The following is a 21,552-nucleotide window of genomic DNA, read 5'->3' as shown; positions in this document are numbered from 1 at the left end:
CCAGAACCGTCGTCAACGGTGCGCAGCGCGTGCCGGAGGCGCTTATGGATGGAGTTTGCATGTGTACGACCTTGATCGTCCCGGGGCTCAACGGTTCACCAAACGGTCACTGGCAGGACCATTGGTTCAAGGATGATCCATCTGCAAAGCGGGTCGATCAGGATGACTGGCAGTGCCCTGTGCTGGCAGACTGGCTGTCTCGATTAGAAGCGGCTCTTGCCACTGTGGAAGAAGCTTACGTGGTGGCGCATAGTCTCGGCTGCGTGTTGATCGCAAATATGGCCCGTCGACCCCTTGCAGCAAAGATCAAGGCTGCGCTCATGGTGGCGCCTGCCTCGCTTGAGAAAGTGGAATTGCTGCATCCGTGTATCGTCAGGTTCGGCAGCTTTCCAACGCTGCATCTTCCCTTCCCGAGTCTCGTCGTCGGCAGCACCACCGATCCCTATATGGATGCCGATGAGGTGACGCAGACTGCGCGCTTGTGGGGCAGCGATCTGGTCAATCTGGGAGATGTCGGCCACCTGAATATTGCCAGCGGCTTTGGAAGGTGGCCGGAGGGATACTTGCTGCTGGATCAACTCCGGTCTTCAGGTGGGAACAGTGGCAGGGATGCCGTTATTCGCATTCCAGCAACCCGGATTCAGGAAGCATCTCCAAGGCTGGTTGTAGGTTAGAGCGTTATTGGTCGAGTAGAAAACGCTCGAACGTAATCAAGCCTCAAGCCGTGTTGACCGCCTTGTAGTCAACCTTCGTTGCCGCCGCGGCGCGCTTCACTGCTTCGATATCCCTATATTGGTGGGCGGGGTGCGTCTCAGGCAGATAGTTGCCGTTGCCGAAAAGCTTTTCGCGTAACGTGCCGGGCTTGTAGGTGGTTGGGTAGACGCCGCGCTTCTGAAGCTCTGGAACGATATAGCCGACGATATCTTCGAAACTATCCGGCGTGACCGCCGTTGGTGAATGAATTTGAAATGGATGTCATAATTTGCGCCTCAAACCGAAGCCATCATCCTGGCGTTGATCTCTAGCTTTTCTTCATAAGAAGTATAGAGTGCATCGGTTGTGGAATATTCAAATTCCTTATAAGCTTCTTTGTATGACCATTCAGGCGAAGTCCATTTAATGTTGAATGTCGGCTTAATGCTTTCGTCCGCGCCATTGATCGTCATTTCCGTTCCGTCGGCAAACGAAAGCTGAATAGCTTTTTCATCGGGTAGGTTGACTGTGATGTTGTCCTCAGAGCCAGCGAATGAAATGACGATGTTGCCGTCCTGCTTTGTTACCCTGACATCGTTCTTGCTGTAACCGGAAACCGCCATGGCAAAATCATCTGCGGCAAAAACCTTATCCTGCCCGTCGCCCCGGGCGAATTTGACAGTCGAGCCTGCGCGCACAAGCGTAATCTTGTCATTGCCGGTTCCGCCATTGGCCACTGAATCGCGGCCGATCTGGATATCGTCGTCGCCCTCTCCACCATTCAGAACTGCATGCCCGGCCTGATCGGAATGATCGGCGGTGCGATCGACCGCAATCAGTGTATCATTGCCCGCACCGCCATCGACATTGGAATATCCCAATGTCACGACGATATCATCGCCATTACCGGCATCCACCGAAGAATATCCGCTTGTCCTAACCTCGTCATTGCCATCCCCGGCATTGACGGTCATGTAGGAGTACCCGTAGACGTAGTCGTCACCCGCTCCTGAATCGACGGTGCCGTTGCTATATGTCGTCACATAATCGTCTCCGCTTCCGGAATCGATGACCGACCGTGCATATGCGCCGATACTATCGTTACCGCCACCGGTGAAAATCCTGGCATCGTTGAAGGCATCGATGGAGAGGTTGGGATCATCGCTCTCATCGTCATCCCGCGTATCGATCTGCGCCCCGTCGAATGGCGCATAGATATCTGTCGTGGAAGACGCGTGAACGAGTTCGATAATTCTATCCACCGCAGCCTGGTTACTCGCAGCATTGCGCGAATTCATGAAGAGCTGCATTGCGGCGCCGTTGGTGAATGAATTTGAAATGGATGTCATAAGATGCTCTCCAGACAGATTGTTTCGAGAGATTCTCCACGAAACCCTCACGTAATCTTGTATAAGTTGTATTTTAGAATCGTTACCAGTTCGTTAATGCGGGTTGTGCCATCATGTTGTCGAGTGCACATTACTATGTTTTCTGAAAGTATTTCACGCTATTAAATCTCAGTAAGGAATTACTTTACATGGTCTTAGTCACTTAATGCGGCTGCATTTATGAATTCCGTTGATAAAATCCATCCTATCAAATGATTGTGTAATTAATTTTTTCAACCTTGGGGTGGACTTTATGCGACGTCTGATATAGGTTCCATAAAGAAATTCAAAATTATACAATTAAATCTCTCTAAAATATTCCTCTAACTCAGTACATTTGAATTATATTATTTAATTCATATCGCCTGCAGAGGGCGTTGTTCAATTTTCGCGACATCAACTCGTTTACTGGTTGTGGCATTTCCTTTTTTTGGTTGGGGCTACCAAAACAACTTCCACGATTAAGTCGCGGTGTAAATATTGATCCCGCTGGAGAGTTTCACATTTTGAAATTCAGCCTCTTGTGTCGTGCTTCGCTTAAACGGCGCTAAGTTTGAAATGACGGATGAAGCATTAGTAAATTTGAAATTGCGTACCGCACAGCAGCATATCCAACAGATAGTCATAGACAATTTGAGAGAGAACGATGGCTCAGATAACTGGAACAAATTCTGCAGAAGTAATACCGGGTACGTCCGGATCGGATTTGATCTACGCATACAATGGCAATGACACCGTTAATGGCGGCGATGGCAACGATTATATCAATGGTGGCCGCGGTGACGATATTCTGAACGGTGGCATTGGTAACGATGTCTTCGAAGTTGGTGGTTACGGAAGCGATATCGGGTTGAACCCGGCGGGGGGCCTCCATAATGGCTGGGATACTTTCAACGGCGGGGAGGGTGAGGATACCATACGAATCTTATCCACGGCTGGCTATTTGTGGACTGAGATCCAGATCAAGTCGATGAGCAGCATTGAGGTGCTCGACAATGCGAATGATGGCCCCGGTTACGTCAATTTCGCTGGATCGATCAATTTCGATTCGATTAAAAAAATGAACAACATTACCGGCATTTTCGGCAGCGCCGGCAACGATACATTTTGGGGTGGCGGCTTAGGCGAAGTCGTTGAAGGCCGCGCCGGTAATGACACACTTTATGGATATGGTGGAGCGGATGTGCTCGATGGTGGAACGGGTACGAATACATTGATCGGTGGCGCAGGCGCCGATATCTACGACTTCAAGGATGAAGATGCGACGACCACCATTACCGACTTTTCGAGGGCCGATGGGGACAAGATACGCATCGCCAATACGATTGCCAATAATTTTTCCGATCTGACGATCACCAGCAACGGCGCATCGAGCAGTGTAACTGTGGGTGGCCTGGAAATAATCGTTAATGGTAGCCAGGCACTAACAGCCTCAGATTTTGTCTGGGCGGACGATGGCGGTGATTCGGGTGGCGATGACGATGGCGCGGGTGGCGTATCATACGAGTACATACATGGCGGCAACGGTGATGACTATTTGGTTGGCACCGATGGAGCTGACTTTATAATGGGCTACGATGGCAACGACATCATTATTGCCGGGGATGACACTGACAAGCTTTTCGGCGGCAATGGAGACGACTTTATCGACGGCGGAAGAGGCTTGGACGAAATCACCGGGGGCCTGGGCGCGGACACATTTTATTTCGGTGGTGCGGGGGCGGCGCCTACAATAAAGGACTACTCTGCCGCCGATGGCGACAAGATTGTCATCTCATCGAAAATTGCTGACGAGTTCTCTGACCTTGAAATCTCACAGACCGAGGTCACAACCGGTCGAATCCGCGTCGGTGGTTTTGATATCTATGTCGAAAATAACCCTACGCTGGATGCCAGCAATTTTGCTTTCTATGATGTTCAACACAGTGCAACGGGCCAAACGATCACCGGCAGCGCTAAAGTTGATAGTCTCTATGGTGGTGATGGCGACGACGATCTTTACGGTGGCGATGGCATCGATTACCTTTATGGCGGTGCGGGCAACGATTTTCTGGACGGTGGTGTCGGCGCTGCCGGAGCGCCCGACAGCTATCATCAGTTGACTGGTGGAACAGGTGCAGATGTCTTTTACTTCAGCGACCCCGCAGGGACACATATAATTCGGGATTTTTCTCGTTCTGAAGGCGACAAGATACGGATCGATGGTGCGATTGCCGGTGACTTTTCTGAACTGACCGTCACTGTAGGAGGCAGTATCACCACCATCGAGGCAGGTGAGTTGAGTATCTCTCTCTTTCCCGGAATTGGGACACTTGTAGCATCGGATTTCGAGTTCTCCGGTGCAGGGATTGGGGACGAAGCTTCCAACCAGATCACCGGTGGCGAGGGACAAGATAAACTCTATGGTCGAGGGGGCAATGATACCCTGTATGGAGCAGGTGGCAACGACAACCTCAAGGGTGAGGATGGCGATGATTTCCTTTACGGGGAAAGCGGTGACGATGAACTTCGTGGTGGTGACGGTAACGACTATCTTTTCGGCGGTGGCGGGACCGATCAGCTCATCGGCGATGCAGGTAACGATTTTCTGGACCCGGGTATCGATATCGCTGGGACCCACGGGTTACATCGGTTGAGTGGCGGAACAGGTGCAGACGTCTTTTACTTCAGCGACCCCGCAGGGCGAAATCTCATCTTAGATTTTTCTCGTTCTGATGGCGACAAGATCCGGATCGACAGTGCGATTGCCGATGACTTCTCTGACCTGACCTTCAGTCAAAAAGGGACCATGATGAACATCTATGCAGATGACCTGAGTGTAATCCTTTGGCCGGGAATTGGCCCCCTCGTTGCATCGGACTTCGAATTCGTCTGAGAACAACAGATACCGCCAGGATAATCTTCTGGCGGTATCCATTTGTCGGTCGACCGTCGTGCCGTGATGAATTCGCCAGGCCCAGCTTAGGCTCGCGCCTTTCCATGAGGTCATTGGCACCAGGATTTGTTGACTTCTAAAAAAGAACGAATGCTCGTCCGCAACTGCCGTATTCCCAGGCCTTCTTTAGTGATTGATCATGTCAGTGAGGCTACAGTTTTTGTCAGTGTTTTTTCAGTTTTGTAGCAAAACCTTCATAAGCCGGACGGGGTGCCAGCAATGCTGCAGTCACAGGTGTCCAGACAGGTCCTCAGCTCTCGGCGCCGTTCCAAACAGCCTCCTGAAGATGGTTCTGCACGCTTGGTGAAGCCCCGTCTATCAAACGCATCAACATCCTCGTCATGATCTCGCCAGCTGCCGTCACATCTTCGCAGACGGCGGGAAAGCGCGGTCTCAGCTTTTCGAAAAGCGAGGTGGTCTGTTTCGCTATGATCAGGATGTCGCTTTGCGGGGTCATTCCGTGGTCGGAGACCACTGCTGCGGCGACGATTGCCGATGTTTCTCCGGGGCAGACGATGCCATCGCACCATTTGCCGGATGAGGCGAAGCGGTTTCTTAAATAGGCCTCGAGTTCATCCGCAGGGGTATCGAGGCTGACGCCATCGCAGAGATCGAGTTCGATTTCCAGCTTCTGTGCCTCGTCTTCTATCCCGGCCAGAATGAAACGCTGAAACATGAACTGCTGCGGCGGCATGATGACTGCGACTTTGCGGCGGCCTGCTCGAGCCATTGCGCGGATGGCGTGACGTGCGAATTCCTCATTGTCGAAATCAAACCAGGCGTGCCCGGGAATTTCGGTCCTGCCGTGACAGACGAACGGATATCCTGCCTCCATCAGCAGTTTCACCCGTTTGTCATCCGGGCGCGTGCGGGTGAAAAGCAATCCGTCGGCAGCGCCGCTGTGAATGATCTGCTGAAACGGCGCCAGATTATCTTCGTCACCATACATCGGCAGCACGTTGATCTGATAGGGTGTATCTTTCGTCGCCTTGGAGATGCCCGATATCCACGAGGGGCCGAAGCCGAGTATCTCGTCATGCCGGTAAACCAATGCGGCAATCACGTGCGTTCGGCCTGTGCGAAGGCCGAGACCTGCGCGATTGGGTGTATATCCAAGCTCTGATGCCAATGCATTGACCCTTGCGCGCGTGGCATCGGAAATGCGGACATCGCCTCTTAGAGCCCGCGACGCTGCGCCGACGGAAACACCGGCCTTGTCAGCAAGCATGCGCAAAGTGGGTCGTAACTTACGGTGCCTCATAGAGCTGACCGCCCCGGATCGTTCTGAAGAGAAGAGGCGCGCAACTGTAGTTCTCCCGACATTTTTTCTCCGGATGAAAGTACCGTCATTGCCGCATCGTTCCCCAGCGCGGGACGATTTACGACATCGGGTGGATGACTGACTGGCTCGACGCAAAAGACATCGCGATTGTCTGGTGAATATAAATGTACGAACCGCGCCAATGCGCCACGCGCAGTCAACATCAGCGAAAGATGTCGCGACGGCCAAATGATCTGCGCGGTGCCGGATGGCCAGCCGGCAAAGCATGCATCGAAATGGCCAAGATCCTTCAGCGGCCGTGATGCATCAAGATAAGGCGCGGCGTGATGGCCGAGTACCGGTGTCGGAAGCCCGGTGTCGTCCTGCTCGTAATGGCCGGGAGCCGGTAATTTCAGCAGGGTATCGGCGGTGCGGGGGAACCAAGGGTGAAGACCCATGCCGAATGGCATTTCCACGTCCCCCTCGTTTTCGATCTCAAGCTCGATAGATAGAGTGGACCCGGCAATGGATATCCGCTGCGTGATGGAAAACCGCCAAGGGTAATCAGCCTCATTTATCCGGCAGTGCAGCGTCACGCTGGTAGCATCTTGCTCCAATACGTCCCAAACCCGCTCTCGCGCCAGACCGTGACATGCCACATTGGACGCTGGCCGATTCATAGGAAATGAAATGTCTCGTCCATTGAAATTGAAACGACCTCCCTTGATGCGGTTTGCGAAGGGCGCCATCACGAAGCAGCCGCCGTTAAGGCCTGCTTCCGGCTTTTCGAGCGGGGCGAAAATCGGCTCCCATCGACCTTCATCACGCCGCGCATCTGCCGAAAGGATGGTTGCTCCATAATGGGGAGACAGGGTTACCCGCCATTCATCGGATCGCAGTTCAATGACCATCCCCAAACCCTTCGTTACTAGAATGTGTTGCTGCGGTCACTGCTTCCGGGAAGGCATGCCGTCTTGGTCGAGAGAACGTTTCGATTGCCATATCTCCATCAATTGCGCAGGCTTTCGAATTATAAGTCATATGATGAGTTTGTCACTATCCAAGCAGATAATCTATTTTAAGGAGTTTATCTAATTTAGAAAAGGCTTGTAAATCCAAGTCTTCATACTCATTCCGATGACATTCGGCTAAAATCCCCATCCAGTTTTCAAGATATCATATAAATGGCTTGATCAACTTGGTAAAACGTTTTAACTTATCTTATGAGTGAGGAGCAGCGTGCCTGTAGAGCAGGCCGTGCGTGGTTGTTGGAGGAATTTATGTTGAGAAAAGAATTTCGCAGAGTGCTCGTAGGCGGTGTGGCTTTATGCTTGTTGGCGACGGGCGCGCAGGCGGAGACGATCAAGGTTTGGTCGCGCCAGACGGATGAATCCATCAGCGTTCTGAAGGCGCTTACGGACGCGTTCACTGCCGATACCGGAATTCAGGTCGAGACATTCAATACCGGTATCGATTTCGAGCAGCGTCTGGCGCGCGCGGCTGCCGGTCGCAGCCTCCCGGACGTGGTCATCAATGACACCACAGCTTTGGGCCAGATGCGGCAGATGAATATTCTGCAGCCGGTGGACCCCGCCAAGATCACGGGAAGCAATGACGTCACCCAATCTGCCTGGGATGGCTCCAAGGCAAATGACGGAAAATTCTACTCCGTTCCGATCTCGGCTCAGTCCTTCGCCATGTTCATCCGTAAGGACTGGCGTGAAAAGTTGGGGCTACCGCAGCCAAAGACCTGGGAAGATGTTCGCCAGCTCGCCGAAGCCTTCACCAAGAAGGACCCGGACGGCAACGGAAAAGACGATACGTTCGGCATGGCGATACCGGGCTCCACCACGCGTGGTTATGCAAGCTGGTTCATCAGCAGCTTCATCTGGCAGGCCGGTGGCGATTTCGTAAAGCAGATGCCGGACGGTTTCGTGCCGACGCTCGACACGCCTCAAGCCGCAGCTGCACTGACTTACGTGCGTGGTATGGTGTGCGACAAGCTTAGCCAACCGGGTGCGATTAATGCAACAACGGGCGATACTTTGCCAACCTTCCGGTCTGGTCAGACGGGCATCTTCATCTCCGGCCCCTATCACATCCCGCAGCTTGATGCGGAGCCCGGCAAGGACAAGGTGGAAGTGGTTATGATGCCCGCAGGTCCCGGCGGAATAGCTTCGCTTTCGGAAGGCACGAGCGCGTATCTAACCAAAGCCGCAGGCCAGCATGAAGGTCCGGTGAAATTCCTGGAATTTCTGATCTCCCCGAAGGGGCAGGAAATCGCGATGGCGCAAGGCACGGGCCGCACGCCGATTGTGCGCTTGCCCGTCAATTCCAAGGTTGATGTCAACGCCATCCGTAACGATCCACGCTGGCTGGTCTTCAAGGAAACATTCGACAAATACGGCCACTACATGCCTGCGATCCCGAACTGGACTGCCGTTCGCATGATAACGGGCGAGGGGTTCAACAAGATCATTTCTCAATGCGATGCGGATGTGGGCGCAGAGCTGAAAACCCTTAACGGCCAAGTGGCTGATGAGCTGCGCTCGCAGGAAGTCCTGTCGCCATCGGCGAAGTAACGGGCGGCTGTTGCGCCAGTCTGTCTCGAGGACGTGTCGTTCCACATCTGAGGTGTAAAGATGTCTATCCAAGATCAGGCGGGAGAATCCGTTCCCGCCAGCTCGACGAGTGCGTTTCGTGCCAAGCGACTTAGAGGTCGCGTGATGACCGAACTCGTGCCGTGGCTCTTTCTGGCGCCAGCCCTGATCATCTTCTCATGGTTCAAATTCTATCCGATGATCTCAGGCTTCATGATGTCGTTTTACGACGTGCAGTTCTATGACGAGAGCAAGTGGGTGGGTCTTGCCAACTTCTATCGCGCGTTTGAAGACCCTGAACTTCGCAGGGCCATCGGCCACACGACGATCTATGTCATTGTCGCGACCCTCTCGGCCTCGATCGTTGCCTTTGCCATGGCGCTTCTGCTCGAGGGCCCCGCACGCCATCTGCACTTCATCAGAACCGTCGTGTTCCTACCCGCAATTACCAGTGTGGCCATCATCGCCGAAATATGGCGGATCATCTTCAACTCTGCACCTTACGGTATCGTCAACACGCTGCTTTCATTCGTCGGGATTGAACCGCAAGGCTTCCTGACCGATCCCAATCAGGCACTATCTGTCCTCATTCTCATGAGTATCTGGAAGAGTGCGCCTTATGACATGGTGATCTTCATCGCGGGCCTCGCAACCATCAATCGTGAGCTTTACGATGCTGCCGATGTCGATGGGGCAAGCCCGCTGCGCAAGCTTTGGCACGTCACGCTGCCGGGTATCATCCCATCGATCTCGGTGGTGATCATGCTGTCCTTCATCCGGGGTTTCAGAATTTTCGCGGAAGTCTATTCCACGACCGGTGGCGGGCCCGCAGGCTCCACCTCCACCATCATGACGCACATTTACAAGGTGGGCTTCGAAGAGCTGAATTATGGCTATGCCTCAGCCGTTTCCTTCCTGCTGCTTCTCTTCACAATGGCGCTCACGCTGGTCCACATGAAAATCAAGTCGAAGATCGCGAGGTAAGGAAGCCATGATGAAACCTTCCCTGCTTGCCGGATTGATCCGCATTTTCCTTTACGTCCTGATCGTCGTCATCTTCGTTGGACCGTTCTGGGGCACCCTGGTAACGGCATTCAGCGGCGTCAGCCTGAAGCCCGGCGAGTTGATGCTTATCCCGCAACAGCCGACCCTGGAGAACTTCAGGATCGCGATCTTCGATATGAAGGTCTGGCGCTATCTTTCGAATTCAATCATCGTCGTGGCTGTCGGTACCGTTCTTCAGGTAGTGGTCAGTTCGCTCGCGGCGTATGCGCTTGCCCGCAAGAAGTTCCGGGGAATGGCGGTGGTAAGCCTGCTCATTCTCTGCACGCTGATGCTGCCGGAAGAAGTGATCGCTATTCCGCTCTATCTCGTCATGCAGAAGGAGCTGCCGATCATCAACGCGTCTATTTACGATACGCATCTGGCGATGATCCTGCCCGTCGTTGGCTGGGCATTCTCCATTTTCATGCTGACCGAATTCATGCGCGCCATCCCCATGGAGCTTGAAGAGGCGGCAAGAATTGACGGCGCCAATGAGCTTCAGGTCTTCTTTCATGTGATCCTGCCGCTTGTTCGACCCGCACTCGGCACGGTCGTCATTTTCGGCTTCATCATGATCTGGGATCAGTATCTGCTACCGCTCATCGTGGTGAATGACAAGGATCTGATGACACTACCGGTCATGCTTGCTTCCTTGCGTGTCGATGACACGATCACGCCGAATATTCTGACGGCGGCAACGCTTGTCGCCATGGCACCCAGCATCATCGTTTACCTGCTGCTTCAGCGGCAATTCAATCGCGGCGTCATGTCTGGCGCGGTGAAGGGTTAATCGCGCCAGACCAATCGGAGGATTTTTCATGGGAGCTGTTTCTCTCAAACATGTGTCGAAATCGTTCGGCGCCGTCGAGATCATCAAGAATGTCTCAGTGGATATTGAGGAGGGCGAGTTTTGCGTCCTGATCGGGCCAAGCGGTTCCGGTAAATCCACTCTTCTTCGCATCATTGCCGGACTTGAGCCGGCAAGCGGTGGCAGCGTTCATATCGGTGGACGCGATGTAACCGATCTGCCGCCGAAGCAGCGCGATATCGCGATGGTGTTCCAGAGCTACGCGCTTTACCCGCAAATGACCGTGCGGGAGAATATGAGCTTCGCTCTGCGCCTCGCAAAGCGCCCGAAGGACGAGATCGTCAGGAAGACGAACGAGGTCGCGCAGATTCTCGGTCTCGAAAATCTGCTGGATCGTCTACCGAAGGAGCTTTCCGGCGGCCAGCGTCAGCGCGTTGCCATGGGGCGCGCAATCGTCCGCAATCCTTCGGTGTTCCTGTTTGACGAGCCTCTTTCCAACCTCGATGCGAAACTGAGAAATCAGGTTCGCGGTGAAATTCGCGATCTTCACCGGCGCTGGAAGACGACCTCTGTCTACGTGACGCATGATCAGGTCGAAGCGATGACGATGGGCCAGAAGATCGTTGTTTTGCGTGATGGTCGTGTAGAGCAGGCGGGCACGCCGCTTGAACTTTACGACTCTCCCAAGAGCCTCTTCGTCGCAGGCTTCATCGGCACACCCGCAATCAACGTCGTCAGCGCCCGGCTGACGGGCGATCATAAGTCCGCATCGCTTGCAGGCAGCCAAATTCAGGTGCCTGTGTCTGGAAACTATGCAGACATGACACCGGAAGCGGTTTTCATTGGCATCAGGCCTGAGCACTTCGAGTTCGTCTCGTCCGAGACGATTGGCTCGATCCCCGGAACCGTTCACGCGGTGGAAACAACGGGATCGGACACTGTCGTCATCTGCGATACGCCCGTTGGCCAAATCTCTGCCGCCTCCAAGACCCGAACGAACCTTCAGATCGGTGAGACTATTGCCTTGAAAGCGGACAGCCAAAAGGCTCTTCTGTTCGATACCCAGAGCCAGCTTCGTCTGGCTCCGGTCCATTGATGGTTCGACCAGGAGCAGAGATGCCTAACGCACACCCAGGCAGTTTTCCGGTCTACAGAGCCGAAAGGTTTGGTGAGGTCATCTGCACCCTCGGCGAGTCCCCGGTGTGGGACCCGTCGAGCGACACGGTCACGTGGGTCGATAGCGCCCGTTCCCGAGTTCACCAGATCCATATTGCTTCCGGAGCGGTGAAGGCCTTCGAATTTCCATTATCCATCAGCGCTATCGCCCAGACATCCGAAGGGCAATTCGTCGCGTCGACAAGCCGGGGATTTGCCACCATCACCATTCAAGAGGATGACGCACGGATATCCTTTGGCATCGGCCCGCATCTAGCCACCGGATGGCGCATGAATGATGGTGCGTGCGACCGGCAGGGACGTTACTGGTCAGGCTCCATGGCGCCCGACACGTCAGCACCCGATGGATGGGCAACGATGTTCAGTCTCGAAGGGCCGCGCGGAGTCATGGAGCGTGGAGGACGATACCGGACCCAGAATGGACTGGCCTGGAGTTCCAGCGGTCGCACGATGTATGTCTCGGACTCGCATCGTACAAATCCACACGTCATGGCCTATGATTTCGACTGCGATAGCGGTGAGGTGTCCAATGGAAGGTTGTTTGCCGACCAAACGGGCCTGCTCGGCGGACGCCCGGATGGCGCTGCCATGGATGCCGATGACTGCTACTGGATCGCCGCTTCCGATACTGGCCGGTTGTTACGCCTAACACCAGAAGGCAAAGTCGATGCCGCTATCGAACTGGATGTGCCCAATCCGACAAATCTGTGCTTCCTCGGCCCGAACCTCGATACAGTGTTCATCACGACGCTGAAACCGGGCGGAACCGGACCCGGCGGCAATATCTACATCGCGAAAATTCCCTATCAAGGTCAGATCGCGCCTCTGTTTGCAGGGGCTTCCCAGCTTGAATTTCCCAACACAGAACTCGGTTTGCGCCTGCCAGACGACATCTGCGTAAATCCAAAGCCAGCGGAGTAAAGACATGTATCTCGGCACCCAGATTCCCGCCCGTCACGATGACGACTATCGCATCATGAAACAGCTTGGCGTCAACAACATCTCCGCCACGCCCTCCGACGACTGGACGACATGGGACCGTCCGCTCCTCGAAGCCTTCAGAGAAAAAATCGAGAGCTTCGGGCTCATCCTCGACATGACACAATTGCCGATGCCGTCCACTCGCGTAGACCGTGACGTGCCCTGCAAAGACATCATGTTGGCAGGTCCCGACCGCGACAAGCAGATCGACGGAATTTGCAAATTGATCGAAAACTGCGCGGCGGTGGGTATCCCCTCGGTCCGTTACAATTTCAACTACATCGGCATTCCCCGGACGCCGATGGAGCCGGGGCGCGGCGGCTATATGTCTGAGGCGTTCAGGCTTGATCTCGCAAATCCCGACGAGGCTGCACCCATCGGCGTCGGAAGCCTTGACGAGGATACGATCTGGGAGCGCGTCGATTACTTTCTCGCACGGGTCGTTCCTGTCGCCGAGGCCAACAACATCCGGCTGGCCTGCCATCCGCACGATCCAGCCACGCCGCCCGGCTACATGGGCGTCACCCGCGTACTCGGCTCCGTAGAAGGCATGAAGCGCTTCGTCCAGATGCATGAAAGCCCGGTACACGGATTGAACTTCTGCATCGGAACACTCGGGGAAATGGTTGAAGACGTGGCCGAAGTGCCAGCGATTACCCGCTGGTTCGGTGAGCGCGGGAAGTTGATGAATATTCACTTCCGCAACATTTTTGGCAAGCGCTACTCCTTCCGGGAAAGCTTCCCGGAAGAGGGCGATATCGACATGCCTGCCGTGATCGATGCCCTTCGCGATACGAATTACCAATATATGGTGATGCCGGATCACGCGCCGACACTCTCTGGCGAAAACCAGCAACAGGTCGCCTTCGCATTTTGCTACGGCTACATCGCTGCACTTTTGCAAACCCGTAGCTGACCCGACCTCACCCGGCTTTAGCCTCAACGCATATTGATTAGGTGACGAATGTCATTTGAAACCAAGAAGACGATTGCCCCGCGTGCGGACACAATCACCGACGAATTGAACCAGCTTTTTCTGGCGCATGAAGGTCCGCTGCATATCACTCTTGCACCCGGTATCCATCGCTGTGGCGGCCTGAAGCTGCGTTCTGACCTTATGCTCGAATTGCAGGACGGGGCTGAGCTGCACTTTATTCCCGACTATGATGTCTATGCCGAAACAACCGTTGCCATCGTCGCCGAAGAGAGCGATCGCGCGATGATGACGGCTGTTGGGGCGCAAAATATTCGATTGGTGGGGAAGGGCCGTATCTTCTGCGAAGGGTCGACGGCTTACATTCAGGGCGAGGACGCAGAGATGGGCACGCTGGTTGCCAACCGGCACCGGCCCAGAATCCTCGTTCTAGACACTTGCCGCGATATCGTCATCGACGGCCTGCAAATCCATGACTCGCCAATGTGGACGATGCATTTTGCCGATTGCGAGAATATCACCGTTCGCAATGTAGAGGTCGATAACAACCGGCGCATGCCCAACACCGATGGGATCGTCATCGACGGCTGCCGGAATGTTGAAATCGTGGACAGCACTTTCCGCACTGCCGACGACGGGATCGTGCTTAAAACCACCCGCCGTCAGGACGGAAGCGTGACAGGCGCATGTGAAAACATAAACGTGAAAAACTGCATTATCGAAAGCCGCTCCTGCGCGCTCAAAATCGGCACTGAAAGCTTTTCAGCCTTCCGCAATATTGCATTTGAAGATGTTCGGATCGAAAAATCGAACCGCGGACTTGGCATCTTCTCACGCGATGGCGGCATCGTTGAAAACGTGCGTTTCAAGCGCATCTCCGTAGACTGCCACGAAACCCCGGCAGGCTTTTGGGGATCCGGAGAAGCAATCACGATCACCGTCCTCGACAGGCGTCCGGAAGAATTCCCGGCCGGCCGGGTGAGTAATGTCCTTGTCGAAGACGTATCCGGGCGCATGGAAGGCGCAATCAATCTCGTTGCCGAGCATGAAGGTGACATCGCCAACATCACATTGCGCAACATCGTCATCGACCAACAGCCGGGGCCCCTCGGCACAGGCCTAAGCTACGACATCCGCCCAACAATAGACGACCGCTTCGACCGCTTCCCAATCGGAGACAAGAGCGCTGGGCGCGTGAACGCATGGCGGTATGGGCCGGATGGGAAAATCCTAGGCTTAATTCCGTATGAGACGGGCTTTCCTGGCGTTTTCGCAAAAGGGGTCTCGGGTCTCGAAATCGAAAATGTCACAGTTTCCCGACCTGAAGCCTTACCGGCTGGCTGGTGCACTGACACTATTGCTCAGCTTCCAGCAGATAGGCGTCGTTAGAAATTGTACGGGCATGCGGGTCGCGCAGGCCGATTTCTCCGCAAGGCAAATTGTTTATGCCTATGAAAAGGCGCGCAAGTTTTCGGCCACTGCGCGCCTTACATTTGCGGTGCGGGCTGAATTCTGCTGCTACGGACCGGAGGCAAATGAAATGGAGACCTGCTGCTCTCTCCTCCAGATACATTCGCACCTTATGTGATCGAGCCAAAGATTTTTTCCTTTCGCTCTCAAACGTGGAATGAACAACCTTTATTACTCTATAGAAAAAGTAGATTTTGGGCGATCGGATCAAGAGGTCGTCATGTATAGTCTCAGTCTGCTGGACAAAAGTCCCGTCGCTTCAGGTGAAAACGCAGCCAGCGCTTTTCGCGATACCGTGAACCTTGCTAGGCGAGCTGAGGAACTGGGTTACAAACGCTTTTGGGTCGCGGAGCATCATAATTCGCAGGATGTCGCAAGCTCTGCGCCGGAGGCGCTGGTGGCTTGGATTTTGGCCAAGACGTCTCGTATTCGCGTTGGCTCCGGCGGGGTGATGCTGCAGCACTATAGTTCCTACAAGGTGGCGGAAGTGTTCAACGTTCTGTCGTCGCTGGCACCGGGGCGTGTAGATCTGGGGGTGGGGAAGACCCCGGGCGGGTTACCCCTTGCAACGTCTGCGTTGCAACAGGCTTATGATCCGGCGCTAAAGCCCGATTTCGAGACGGCATTTGGGGAGCTCGATGTCTTTCTCTCCGGTGCAGCACCTGCAAAACATGCCTTGGCGGGCCTTGAGGCAACGCCTCTTCCGCCGGTGAGGGCGGAGAAATTTTTGCTGGGTGCCAGCCCTGAGAGCGCCCGGCTCGCTGCCTCCAAGGGCTGGAATTTCGTTTTCGCCGGGCATTTAAACGGCGATCCGGACGTGTTGCGCAGCAGCCTCGATACGTTCCGCGCTGAAAGTGGCGGCAAGGCGGCTGTTCTGGCGCTCTCTGCCTTTGCTGCGAATGATCCCGCCCATGCTGCATCACTGGTTGCGGAGCAGCGCATTTTCCGGGTGTTTCTCAGCAATGGCAAGGCTTTCAACCTCGGCAAGCGCGAGCAGGCGGAGGAATTTGCCCGGCAGGCCGGGGACACGGATTACCGCATCGAGGAGCGCAAGCCGAACGTGCTGCATGGCACGGCGCAAGACATTCACGCGGCGCTTCGCCGGTTGTCGAATGATCACGGCATCGAAGAATTCATCATAGAGCCGCCGCATGTCGGCGCAGATCAACGGCTGTCTTCAATAGAGCTGCTGGCGACACATCGCCTTTCCGCAGCGGCCTGAGAGATTAGGGAGTCCAGATAGATGACCAGAAAGAAAATCAATTTCGGCGTAATGCTCCATGGCCCCGGCGGGCATATGAATGCGTGGCGGCACCCGAAGAGCCCGGTGGATGCGAGCGTCAACCTCGAGTTTTTCAAGAAGACGATCCTCAAGGCGGAAGCGGCTGGCTTTGCCTTCGCCTTCGTGGCGGATGGGCTTTACATCAATGAAAAATCCATCCCCCACTTCCTCAACCGCTTCGAGCCTCTGACCATCCTGTCGGCACTTGCTGCAGTTACGTCCAGAATCGGATTGGCGGGAACAGTATCGACTTCCTATAGCGACCCCTTCACGGTGGCGCGTCAGTTCGCCTCGCTCGATCAGATCAGCGGCGGCAGGGCGGGATGGAACGCGGTGACGACGCCGCTTGAGGGAACGGCCAGGAATTACAGCCGCACGCATCCTGAACATGCGCTGCGCTATGAGATCGCCGACGAATATCTCGAGGTCGTCAAAGGACTTTGGGACAGCTGGGATGACGATGCTTTCGTGCGCAACCGCGAAACCGGCCAGTTCTTCGACAAGACGAAACTGCACACGCTCGGCCACAAGGGCCGGTTCTTCTCCGTGGAAGGGCCGTTGAACATTCAGCGCTCCGCGCAAGGGCAGCCGGTGCTTTTCCAGGCCGGCTCCTCGGATGCCGGTATCGGGCTTGCAGGCAAACATGCGGACGCCGTGTTCACCAACTCCGTTTCGCTGGAAGAAAACCAGACCTTCCTCAAACGAGTGAAGCAGAGCGCCGTGGCGCAGGGGCGCTCCGCATCAGATGTGAAAATCTTCCCCGGTATTGGCCCAATCGTTGCCGAAACGCAGGAGGAGGCGGAAGAGAAATACAACATCATCCGCAATCTCATCACCATCGACGATGCGCTTGCCTATCTCGGTCGCTTTTTCGATCATCATGATTTCAGCGTTTATCCGCTGGACGAGCCTTTCCCTGAACTGGGCGATATCGGCAAGAACAGCTTCCGCTCCACGACCGACCGCATCAAGCAGCGGGCGAAGGAGAAGAACCAGACCCTGCGCGAAGCAGCGCTGGATGCTGCCACACCGCGAGAAGGCTTTATCGGTACGCCGGACAAGGTGGCGGACGAGATCATTCGCTGGGTGGAGCATGATGCCGCAGATGGCTTCATTCTCGGGTTCCCGGTGGTTGCGGAAGGTCTGGATGATTTCATCCGGCTGGTGCTTCCGGTTCTCCAGCGGCGTGGATATTTCGAGCCAGATCTGGAAGGGCGCACGCTGCGCGACCATCTTGGGCTGCCTTACAAGGAAAGTGTCTATGCGAGTGCTCAGAGTGAAGCAGGCAGGGCCATTGCCTGATCACGCATAGTCCCCGCTTCGACTGAAATTAAAAACATGCGCGGTGACGTTATCGCCGCGCAGGAGGCCAAAACCATGAATATCCGCATCGACGGCGCGCGTCATAGTGACGACGCCGAACGGGGAATCCTTGCCTTCATAGAGGAGAGCATCGCCTTTCGCCGCGATCTCCATAGGCACCCGGAATTATCGCTGAAGGAGAAGCGGACCTCCGGCCTCGTCGCGCGCTACCTGCTATCCTACGGCTACGAGGTGACGGAAGGCGTTGGCGGGCATGGTGTCGTTGCCACGCTGAAGCGCGGCAATGGTGACAAGCGCATCGGCATTAGGGCCGATATCGATGCCTTGCCGATCATCGAGGAAACAGGCCTTGCCTATGCCAGCGAAAACCATGGCGTCATGCATGCCTGCGGGCATGATGGACACACGACGATCCTGCTGACGGCAGCGCGGTATCTTGCCGAACATTCCAATTTCTCCGGAACTCTTACGTTGATCTTTCAGCCTGCCGAGGAAATCGGTGCAGGTGCGCGGACCATGATCAAGGATGGATTGTTCGAACGCTTTCCCGTCGATGCGGTTTTCGGTCTGCACAATTGGCCGGGTGTCAGTGCCGGACATTTCGGCTTCGTGGAAGGTCCGGCCATGGCTTCCGTCGACAAGGCGACGGTTCGGATCGTGGGCAAGGGTGGGCACGGCGCCGAACCGCACCAGACGGTGGATCCGGTGCTGGCATCCGCCGGTTTCATCACTTCACTCCAGAGCATCGTTTCGCGCAATGTCGATCCACGGGACATGGCCGTACTGACGGTCGGTTCCATCCATGGCGGCACCGCTTCGAATGTCATTCCGGAAAGCGTGGAGTTGAAACTCACCGCCCGCGCATTCACGCAAAGCATCCGGGAAACCATCGAGGCTCGGCTGATCGCCTTGGCGAAGGCGCAGGCGGAAAGCTACGGCGCGCGGGCCGATGTGGATTACCACCATGGCTTTCCGCCAGTCATCAATCATGCACCACAGACCGCTTTTGCCCGCGACGTGGCACATCGTCACTTTCCCGCAGGACAGATCGAAGAGAGTTTCCAGCCCCGCACGGCAAGCGAAGACTTCGCCTTCATGCTTCAGGAGCGGCCCGGCTCCTATCTCTTTGTCGGGAATGGCGAAAGCGCACCTCTTCACAGCCCGCATTACGATTTCAACGATGCCATCATCGCGCCTGCCGCCCGCTTCTGGGTACGGCTGGCGGAAGCCTATCTTTCCTGAGCGAGGCGAACACGCACATGAGCGACAGATTTCTCTATACCTCGATCCTCGATCCGCTGGCACAGCCGCTTCTGGACGAATTGTTGTTCGAATATGACAGCCGCTACGGCACTTTCTTCAGCGCCGCCGGCGCAAAGGAAGAGATGAACAAATACCCGCCCGAGGCCTTTAGCCCGCCCTATGGCAACTTCGTGCTGTTGCTGAGAGATGGTCAGGCAATCGGCGGCGGCGCTTTCATGCGTTACGACGATGACACGGCTGAATTCAAACGGGTTTGGACGCACTCTTCCTATCGCAGACAGGGCTTGGCGAAGAAGGTTCTGATTGAGCTTGAGCGTCAGGCCGCGCGGCAGGGTTACTCCCGCATCTATCTGACGACCGGTTTCCGCCAGCCGGAAGCAGTCGGGCTCTATCTTTCGAACGGTTACACCGCGCTGTTCGACAGGACAGTCGATCCTGAAACGATCAAGTCGTTGCCCTTCGAAAAGTGGCTGTCTGTGCCAGCATCTGCGGCAATCGAGAGCGTCTCGTCGGCAAACAATACCCATTCCCAACTTTCCGTCAGCCGATAAGGGCCAGAGCGATGACAATAGCGTCAGATTTTCCGCATGCGCTTGGCAATGAGCAGAAAACGCAGGTCGTAAAGGGCGACTATTCGCACCTGAAGATCGTTCCGGCGCGTTATCCCCTGCGCACGGCGGGCACGATCTTTTCGATCCTGCTGATTGCTGGCGTTCTGCATTCGGTCTTCGGCAATCCCCGTTGGGGCTGGGATGTATTTGCGCAGTGGTTCTTCGCGGAACCCGTTCTCGTCGGCCTCGGCAGAACCCTGCTTCTGACCGCATTGGGCGGTGCGCTCGGATTCATCTTCGGCACACTGCTGGCCTTGGCGCGGGTTTCCGGTTCGCCGCTACTTGCGGCGGTATCGTGGACCTATATCTGGATTTTCCGCTCGATCCCTCTCATCGTGCTGCTGTTGATCCTCAATAATCTCGGCTATCTCTACGAGACCGTAACGGTTGGCGTTCCTTACACCGGCATCAATTTCTTCAGCTGGAACACGACACAGCTTATCACGCCCTTTGCGGCGGCGGTGCTGGGGCTGACGCTGAACCAGGCCGCGTTCGCCTCGGAAATCATTCGTGGCGGCATTCTTTCGGTCGATCAGGGGCAGTTGGAGGCGGCCTCTGCGCTGGGCTTACCGAAAGGTCGTCAGGCACGGCGCATCATTCTTCCGCAGGCCATGCGCTCCATTCTGCCAACGGCGTTCAACGACATAATCGGTCTCGCCAAAGGCACCTCTCAGGTTTACATCCTCGCGCTGCCCGAGTTGTTCTACACCATCCAGATCATCTACCGCCGGAATCTGGAAGTCATTCCGCTGCTGATGGTCGCTACCGTCTGGTATCTCATCATCCTCACGGTTCTGTCGATCATCCAGCACTATATCGAACGGCATTTTTCCCGCGGCGCGTTGCGCAATCCACCACCCTCCTTCTTCACGACGCTTTATCGGACCTTCGTTCCGCGCAAGGCTGTTGTCGCTGTGAATGAAGAGCCGTTGGCTGCGCCGGTCCGGGCGGTTCATGCCACCCCGTCGGTCCGTCAAAAGGGTTTCCAGCTCGGCAATCGCGGCGGCAATGTCACCATCCATGGCGTGTCCAAATCCTTCGGCTCGCTGAAGGTGCTGGATGACATTACTCTTAGCGTGCCCGCCGCAAGCGTCACGACAATTCTCGGTCAATCCGGTTCGGGTAAATCCACGCTTCTGCGTTCGATCAACCATCTGGAACGTGTCGATGGCGGCTTTATTGCCATCGATGGGGAATTGATCGGCTATCGGCAGGAAGGCGACAGGCTTTATGAGCTGAAGGAGCACGACATTCTGAAGCGCCGCGTCGAAGTTGGCATGGTGTTCCAGAACTTCAATCTCTTCCCGCACCTGACCGCGCTCGAAAACATTACCGAAGCGCCGATCACCGTGCGCGGCATCGGCAAAGAACAGGCGGAAGCGGAGGCGCGGGAGCTTCTCGCTCGTGTCGGTCTTTCCGATAAAGCAGACGCTTACCCGCGGCAATTGTCCGGTGGCCAACAGCAGCGCGTGGCCATTGCCCGTGCGCTTGCCCTGCGCCCCAAGGTGCTGCTCTTCGATGAGCCGACCTCGGCCCTCGATCCCGAACTCGTCAATGAGGTTCTGGACGTCATCAAGGAACTGGCCCGCTCCGGCGTCACGCTCATCATCGTCACACATGAAATCGGCTTTGCCCGCGAAGTCTCCGACACGGTCATCTTCATGGAGCAGGGCAAGATCCTCGAAACGGGGAAGCCGGAGAAGCTGTTCGGCAAACCGGACCATCCCCGCACTGCAGAATTCCTCGCAAAAGTTCTCTGAACAACGCTCAAACAAAGGAACCC

At 55.5% G+C, this 21,552-nt stretch carries 17 protein-coding genes and 2 pseudogenes; 15 read left to right on the top strand and 4 right to left on the bottom strand.

Annotation, left to right across the window (positions count from 1 at the left end; all coding sequences use genetic code 11):
- The first annotated feature begins 59 nt into the window (after positions 1-59).
- Complete coding sequence (locus CFBP5473_RS16295; RefSeq protein ID WP_027676280.1) at positions 60-674, top strand: alpha/beta hydrolase; 615 nt, start codon at positions 60-62, stop codon at positions 672-674.
- Between the two features lie 43 nt (positions 675-717).
- Here the strand turns inward: CFBP5473_RS16295 and CFBP5473_RS25380 are convergent.
- Together CFBP5473_RS25380 and CFBP5473_RS16285 are read right to left on the bottom strand one after the other, a co-directional pair.
- Positions 718-948, bottom strand: a pseudogene (locus tag CFBP5473_RS25380) (5,10-methylene tetrahydromethanopterin reductase); the annotation flags it as partial.
- Between the two features lie 41 nt (positions 949-989).
- Positions 990-2,042: a hypothetical protein gene (locus CFBP5473_RS16285; RefSeq protein ID WP_027676281.1), complete on the bottom strand. Its 1,053-nt coding sequence runs from the start codon at positions 2,040-2,042 to the stop codon at positions 990-992.
- Between the two features lie 685 nt (positions 2,043-2,727).
- On the opposite strand from CFBP5473_RS16285, the gene CFBP5473_RS16280 reads away from it, so the two are divergent.
- Positions 2,728-4,956, top strand: a complete 2,229-nt coding sequence (locus tag CFBP5473_RS16280; RefSeq protein ID WP_084631728.1) for a calcium-binding protein — start codon at positions 2,728-2,730, stop codon at positions 4,954-4,956.
- 310 nt (positions 4,957-5,266) lie between these two features.
- On the opposite strand, the gene CFBP5473_RS16275 is transcribed toward CFBP5473_RS16280, so the two are convergent.
- Entirely contained in the window at positions 5,267-6,244 is a 978-nt protein-coding gene (locus CFBP5473_RS16275; protein ID WP_051441337.1) for a LacI family DNA-binding transcriptional regulator, read from the bottom strand.
- Between the two features lie 29 nt (positions 6,245-6,273).
- Positions 6,274-7,188, bottom strand: a complete 915-nt coding sequence (locus CFBP5473_RS16270; RefSeq protein ID WP_027676284.1) for an aldose 1-epimerase — start codon at positions 7,186-7,188, stop codon at positions 6,274-6,276.
- 369 nt (positions 7,189-7,557) lie between these two features.
- Here CFBP5473_RS16270 and CFBP5473_RS16265 point away from each other — a divergent pair, with 369 nt between their 5' ends.
- From CFBP5473_RS16265 to CFBP5473_RS25705, 13 genes and pseudogenes are all read left to right on the top strand, one after another.
- Complete coding sequence (locus CFBP5473_RS16265; RefSeq protein WP_027676285.1) at positions 7,558-8,859, top strand: ABC transporter substrate-binding protein; 1,302 nt, start codon at positions 7,558-7,560, stop codon at positions 8,857-8,859.
- 60 nt (positions 8,860-8,919) lie between these two features.
- A complete protein-coding gene (locus CFBP5473_RS16260) occupies positions 8,920-9,861 on the top strand; it encodes a carbohydrate ABC transporter permease (protein ID WP_084631730.1) in 942 nt (313 codons plus the stop codon).
- A 7-nt stretch (positions 9,862-9,868) separates the two neighbouring features.
- Positions 9,869-10,711, top strand: coding sequence for a carbohydrate ABC transporter permease (locus tag CFBP5473_RS16255; RefSeq protein ID WP_197736757.1), 843 nt, complete (start codon positions 9,869-9,871; stop codon positions 10,709-10,711).
- Between the two features lie 28 nt (positions 10,712-10,739).
- Positions 10,740-11,825: an ABC transporter ATP-binding protein gene (locus CFBP5473_RS16250; protein WP_027676288.1), complete on the top strand. Its 1,086-nt coding sequence runs from the start codon at positions 10,740-10,742 to the stop codon at positions 11,823-11,825.
- A 20-nt stretch (positions 11,826-11,845) separates the two neighbouring features.
- Positions 11,846-12,826 carry an SMP-30/gluconolactonase/LRE family protein gene (locus CFBP5473_RS16245; protein WP_051441338.1) on the top strand — a complete coding sequence of 327 codons (981 nt, stop codon included), beginning with the start codon at positions 11,846-11,848 and terminating at the stop codon, positions 12,824-12,826.
- Positions 12,827-12,830: 4 nt separating this feature from the next.
- A complete protein-coding gene (locus tag CFBP5473_RS16240) occupies positions 12,831-13,802 on the top strand; it encodes a mannonate dehydratase (protein WP_027676289.1) in 972 nt (323 codons plus the stop codon).
- A 48-nt stretch (positions 13,803-13,850) separates the two neighbouring features.
- Positions 13,851-15,209 carry a polygalacturonase PglB gene (gene pglB, locus CFBP5473_RS16235; protein WP_027676290.1) on the top strand — a complete coding sequence of 453 codons (1,359 nt, stop codon included), beginning with the start codon at positions 13,851-13,853 and terminating at the stop codon, positions 15,207-15,209.
- Positions 15,210-15,510: 301 nt separating this feature from the next.
- Positions 15,511-16,512: an LLM class flavin-dependent oxidoreductase gene (locus CFBP5473_RS16230; RefSeq protein WP_027676292.1), complete on the top strand. Its 1,002-nt coding sequence runs from the start codon at positions 15,511-15,513 to the stop codon at positions 16,510-16,512.
- A gap of 21 nt (positions 16,513-16,533) precedes the next feature.
- Positions 16,534-17,874 (top strand): LLM class flavin-dependent oxidoreductase, encoded by a 1,341-nt coding sequence (locus tag CFBP5473_RS16225; RefSeq protein WP_027676293.1) that lies wholly within the window; start codon positions 16,534-16,536, stop codon positions 17,872-17,874.
- Between the two features lie 75 nt (positions 17,875-17,949).
- On the top strand, positions 17,950-19,137 hold the full coding sequence (locus tag CFBP5473_RS16220) for a M20 aminoacylase family protein (RefSeq protein ID WP_027676294.1): 1,188 nt from the start codon (positions 17,950-17,952) through the stop codon (positions 19,135-19,137).
- 17 nt (positions 19,138-19,154) lie between these two features.
- Positions 19,155-19,709, top strand: coding sequence for a GNAT family N-acetyltransferase (locus CFBP5473_RS16215; protein ID WP_051441339.1), 555 nt, complete (start codon positions 19,155-19,157; stop codon positions 19,707-19,709).
- 11 nt (positions 19,710-19,720) lie between these two features.
- Positions 19,721-20,542 (top strand): annotated as a pseudogene (locus CFBP5473_RS25710) (amino acid ABC transporter permease); the annotation flags it as partial.
- Positions 20,525-21,529: an amino acid ABC transporter ATP-binding protein gene (locus CFBP5473_RS25705; RefSeq protein WP_413228981.1), complete on the top strand. Its 1,005-nt coding sequence runs from the start codon at positions 20,525-20,527 to the stop codon at positions 21,527-21,529. The pseudogene CFBP5473_RS25710 and the gene CFBP5473_RS25705, both read left to right, overlap by 18 nt.
- The last annotated feature ends 23 nt before the right edge of the window (positions 21,530-21,552 follow it).

It is taken from the genome of Agrobacterium larrymoorei (assembly GCF_005145045.1).
Classification (GTDB): domain Bacteria; phylum Pseudomonadota; class Alphaproteobacteria; order Rhizobiales; family Rhizobiaceae; genus Agrobacterium; species Agrobacterium larrymoorei.
This window is presented reverse-complemented; position numbering and strand designations above follow the sequence as displayed.